Consider the following 4,636-nt stretch of genomic DNA (forward strand, 5'->3'; position numbering starts at 1 on the left):
AGATTGGGAAAATAACTACAAAGATTAACAGTAAAAATCCAGGGGAAATCATTAAATATGGAAAACCATTATCTAATAAGTTATGGTACTGCTCTCTTACGCTATTTAACTCAAAGCCTTCATCTCTCTTTTTTCCATTGTTATAGGCATCATAAATATTAAAAGCATATATACCTAACCCGATTGCTGCTACGAGTAAGGCAATAACTCCATCAACTAAAAGGAACACGGAATGATCTAAACCTGGAATTTCTCCAAGCGTAATTAGTCCCCAAAAGCCCCAGTTAAGGGTTTGATAGAAGCTACTGAAAAAAGCTACTGTTAAAACTAAGAAAATGATTCCTTTAACATACTGTTTATTATAAAGCTGACCCATACCTGGAATAATCGATAAAAGCCCAGCAGTTTTTCTATGTTTGTTTGTGACATTATTGTCCATCGCTAAAGCGGCCTCCCTCTTTCCTTTGAAAGGAGAATTTCTTTTCAAAATTATATTATATATAAGCAAAGCCATGTTCCCATGATAGGAAACATGCCTTTGCAATTTAAATCATCAGTTAGGGTGATTTGTTTCAATATTTGTTTTGATGTTTTTAACTGCATCATCCATTGCTGCTTGTGGCTCTGCTTTTCCTGTTGCAATAGTTTGTAGTGCTGATGCTGCAGGACCCCATACCTCTGACATTTCTGGAATGTTTGGCATTGGTACTGCATATTGAGATTGAAGTGCTACTGCTTTCGCCCCTTCGTTGTCTGCAATAATCGGATCGTCGATTAATGTTTTAACTGGAGGAATTTCTTGTGTTGTTTCAAAGCGAATTTTTGCATTTTCTTCATTTGTTAACCACTCTACTAATTTTGTAGACCAATATTTGTGTTCAGTGAATGCAGTTACATGCCATCCTTTAACTCCCATGAACGTTTTCATAGGTTCCCCGTTAGGAAGCTTAGGCATTGCAGAAATACCGATGTCAATTCCAGCATCCTTCATGCTTTGGAAAGACCAAGGACCATTCATAACGGAAGCAATTTTTCCTTCGTTAAATAGTCCATCTCTTGTAGAACCGCCGCTTTCCCCAATAATCCCTTTAGGGAAAAGACCTTCTGAATACCATTTTTGGATATAAGAAGCTCCTTCAACTGCTCCTTCGTTGTTTAAACCAATATCGTCTCTATCAAGAGCGCCATCATTTTCTTTAAAAACGTATCCGCCCATGCCAGCAATTACACCATGTGCAAAATAGAAGTCATCCCAAGTTGCAATAAATCCAAATTGCTTGCCGTCCGTGAAACCTTTAGAAAACTCATAAACCTCATCCATTGTTTCTGGTGCTTCTGTCATAAGCGCTTTGTTATAAATAAATACAGGTGTTTCCGTTGCTTTTGGAAGGCCGTATAGTTTTCCATCATATTTTTGTGCATTTACAGAAGACTCACTAAATGTAGAAAGTACTTCGTCACTTACTTCAATTTCTTGAAGCAGCCCTTCTGTAACTACTTGACCAATTTGGTCATGTGGCAAAGTAACAACGTCAGCACCAGTTCCTGATGGACCATCCATACGCAGCTGGTCGCGCATTTTGTCTGCCATTCCTAATTCTTTAAATTCTACTTTAATCCCATATTCCTTTTCAAAAGACTCAATTGCAGGTTTTAATGCTACAGATTTATCTGTATCTTCCCATACAACAAGTCTTTCAGGCTTTGCTGGTTCTTCCGTGTTGCCTTCACTTTCTTTTTCACCTGTGTTAGATGACCCTGTGCTTGTTTCTCGATCTGGTCCACATGCTGCTAACATAGCCATCAATAAAACTAGAATCGATAAGAATGATAGTGTTTTTTTCATTTCTTTTAACCCTCCCAATTGTTAATCTCTTTTTCCTAAAGTTGTACAACCGTTTGCACAAATAAATAAATGAAAACGCTCACATAAAATTAGAATATGAACATCCTGAACTATTTATTCTAGTTATTTCTAGTATATTAAGATAAATAGAATCATAATGTTTCAATAAAATGTTATGAAAGCGATTGCACAACTTATGGTTTTATTATACATTTAAAGTACGTTTGCACAATACTTTTTTTAATATTTATAAAAAATATTTTATTTCATAATATTGAAGTGTGCTGTTCTCACTTCTAAAAAGGAGCAATCATATGGAAAAGTCCGCTGTATTTCATAGACCAGTAGATAACTTAGCTTATTTACTCGATAACAAAACGTTACACATACGATTAAAAACGAAAGCAAATGACCTTCAAGAAGTTTTACTGATTCATGGAGACCCATACATTTGGGCAGATGGTGAATGGATGCATGATATGGAAAGGATGTACTTAGCTGGCACAGACGGCGTACATGATTATTGGGAGATTAAGATTTTCTCAGAAACAAATAGAATCCGATATGGCTTTAAGTTAATTTCTAGTAATGAAGAAGTAATTTATACAGAAAAAGGGTTTTACTCTACTCCCCCTAAAGATTCGGACTACTATTTTTGTTTTCCTTATTTGCACAATACTGACCTTTTTGACGCACCAGCCTGGGTAAAGGACACCATTTGGTATCAAATTTTCCCAGAACGCTTTGCTAACGGTGATCCTACTATAGATCCTCCAACGGCTAAGGCCTGGGGCAGCGAGCCCCCCGCTATAAACAATTTCTTTGGTGGGGATTTCGCAGGTGTCATTCAGCATTTAGACTATTTGAGCGATTTAGGTATAAACGGTATTTACTTCACTCCTGTGTTCAAGGCAAGCTCCAACCATAAATACGATACAATTGATTATTTGGAAATAGACCCACAGTTTGGTGACAAAGAATCGTTGAAGCAACTTGTCAAAGAGTGTCATGAGCGTGGCATTAAAGTGATGTTAGACGCTGTTTTTAATCATAGTGGCTACTACTTTCCCCCGTTCCAAGATGTCTTAGTTAACGGGGAAAGTTCACGTTATAAGGATTGGTTTCATATCCATAGTTATCCTGTTCGTGGTGGTGAAAGACCGAACTATGAGGCATTTGGTTTTGTCGAGTCTATGCCGAAGCTAAATACTGCCAATCCGGAAGTGAAAAAGTATTTAATGGATGTAGGTGCATATTGGATAGAGGAATATGACATCGATGGCTGGAGATTAGATGTGGCAAATGAAGTGGACCATAAATTCTGGCGTGAGTTTAGGGAAACTGTTAAAGCAATTAAGCCTGACGTATATATTCTAGGTGAAATTTGGCATGACTCCATGCCGTGGCTTCGTGGAGATCAGTTCGATGCAGTAATGAACTATCCGTTCAAAACAAATCTATTTAATCTTTTAGTAAATGAAAGCATTAATTCTACACAGTTTGTAGAAAATATAACAAGGGTTTACTATAACTATCCTAAAAATGTTTTTGACTATACATTTAATTTAGTTGGTAGCCATGACACTGCTAGATTATTAACAGAATGTGACGACAATATAGGTAAAGTGAAGCAAATATTTACCCTTCTACTAACTTTCATGGGTACGCCATGTATATACTACGGAGATGAGATTGGCTTAACTGGTGGTCAGGACCCTGGTTGTAGAAAATGTATGGATTGGGATGAGTCGACACATAACCTTGATTTAAAAAACCACATTAAAGAACTTATTAGTATACGTAAGCAAGAAAGGCTGCTTGCCAACGAAGGCTCAGTTAGGTTTATCCTTCCTACTACTGAAAATGGGATTTTTGGTTATGAAAAATTCAATGAAAAATATTCTATCACAGTGTTATTTAATCCAGAACGATTGGAGCAATCAGTGGAATTTAGTGAAGTGAGTGAGCAGGATTTAATATATAGCGATACAGCGCATATCGATGGTAGTAAGTTAACTCTTGGAGGAAACGGTTACGCTATTATTAAGGCTCCTAAATATTCATAACAAGCTAAATTAAATAAGCAACCCATACGGTAAGTATGTGTTGGGTAAAGTGAAGTGATTCTTTAACATTTGCTCCGCTTTAGACGTATAATTTTTTGATCTAAAGTACCCTACAAATATGCTTTTTAAGAGCCTACTTGTAGGGTATATTTGATTTACTATAAATGTTTCTAATATAATATTCCAGTTTTAACTATTTCCAAATTGACTTTTATCGGCACATTTAGTTTTGAAAAGTGATCGTTCCAATCTTCTTTAAACAAACTAGGATGATACGCCCGGACGATACGACCAAGTCCAATTGCATCACTTTTTGCTTCTTGTAACTTGTTCATCATTTCATTCATATCTTCCTCTAGCTTCTCTTTCAGAAATTGTTGAAGCTTATTTCGGATTTGTTTATCTTTCAAATGATCTTGCGGAAATTCTGTAATGACAACTTCAATTTTCTGTGTGATTTCAATTTCATTACTTAAAACAACAAGATCTCTCTTTGATTTATTGACACGGACTGAAACAGGGCTTCCTTCATACAAATAAGTAATACGTGTTGAATAACCAAGTGACTCATTTAAAATGTTCAAAAGAACCCCTTGTTCTGGATTTAAGGTTTCGCCGGAAAACGAACGACCTGAAAATAACGCTACACCGTCTGCTTTCGGTCTACCTTCCTTATCCATTTTGATATATGGAAGTGCTAATTCTTGCGCCTTTTCAAAAAGGA

The 4,636-nt window shown here is 36.3% G+C and carries 4 protein-coding genes; 1 reads left to right on the forward strand and 3 read right to left on the reverse strand.

Annotation, left to right across the window (positions count from 1 at the left end; genetic code table 11):
* Both AC06OU_RS14765 and AC06OU_RS14770 read right to left on the reverse strand, forming a co-directional pair.
* Positions 1 to 439, reverse strand: a 439-nt coding sequence (locus AC06OU_RS14765) for a DUF5683 domain-containing protein (RefSeq protein WP_475856784.1), incomplete at its 3' end; no start/stop codon positions are given.
* A 114-nt stretch (positions 440 to 553) separates the two neighbouring features.
* Complete coding sequence (locus tag AC06OU_RS14770; RefSeq protein ID WP_475856786.1) at positions 554 to 1,846, reverse strand: extracellular solute-binding protein; 1,293 nt, start codon at positions 1,844 to 1,846, stop codon at positions 554 to 556.
* A gap of 314 nt (positions 1,847 to 2,160) precedes the next feature.
* Here AC06OU_RS14770 and AC06OU_RS14775 point away from each other — a divergent pair, with 314 nt between their 5' ends.
* Positions 2,161 to 3,912, forward strand: coding sequence for a glycoside hydrolase family 13 protein (locus tag AC06OU_RS14775; RefSeq protein WP_475856787.1), 1,752 nt, complete (start codon positions 2,161 to 2,163; stop codon positions 3,910 to 3,912).
* 170 nt (positions 3,913 to 4,082) lie between these two features.
* On the opposite strand, the gene AC06OU_RS14780 is transcribed toward AC06OU_RS14775, so the two are convergent.
* The coding region (locus AC06OU_RS14780) for a Ger(x)C family spore germination C-terminal domain-containing protein (RefSeq protein WP_475856789.1) at positions 4,083 to 4,636 on the reverse strand (554 nt) is incomplete at its 5' end.

Source organism: Psychrobacillus sp., assembly GCF_056205495.1.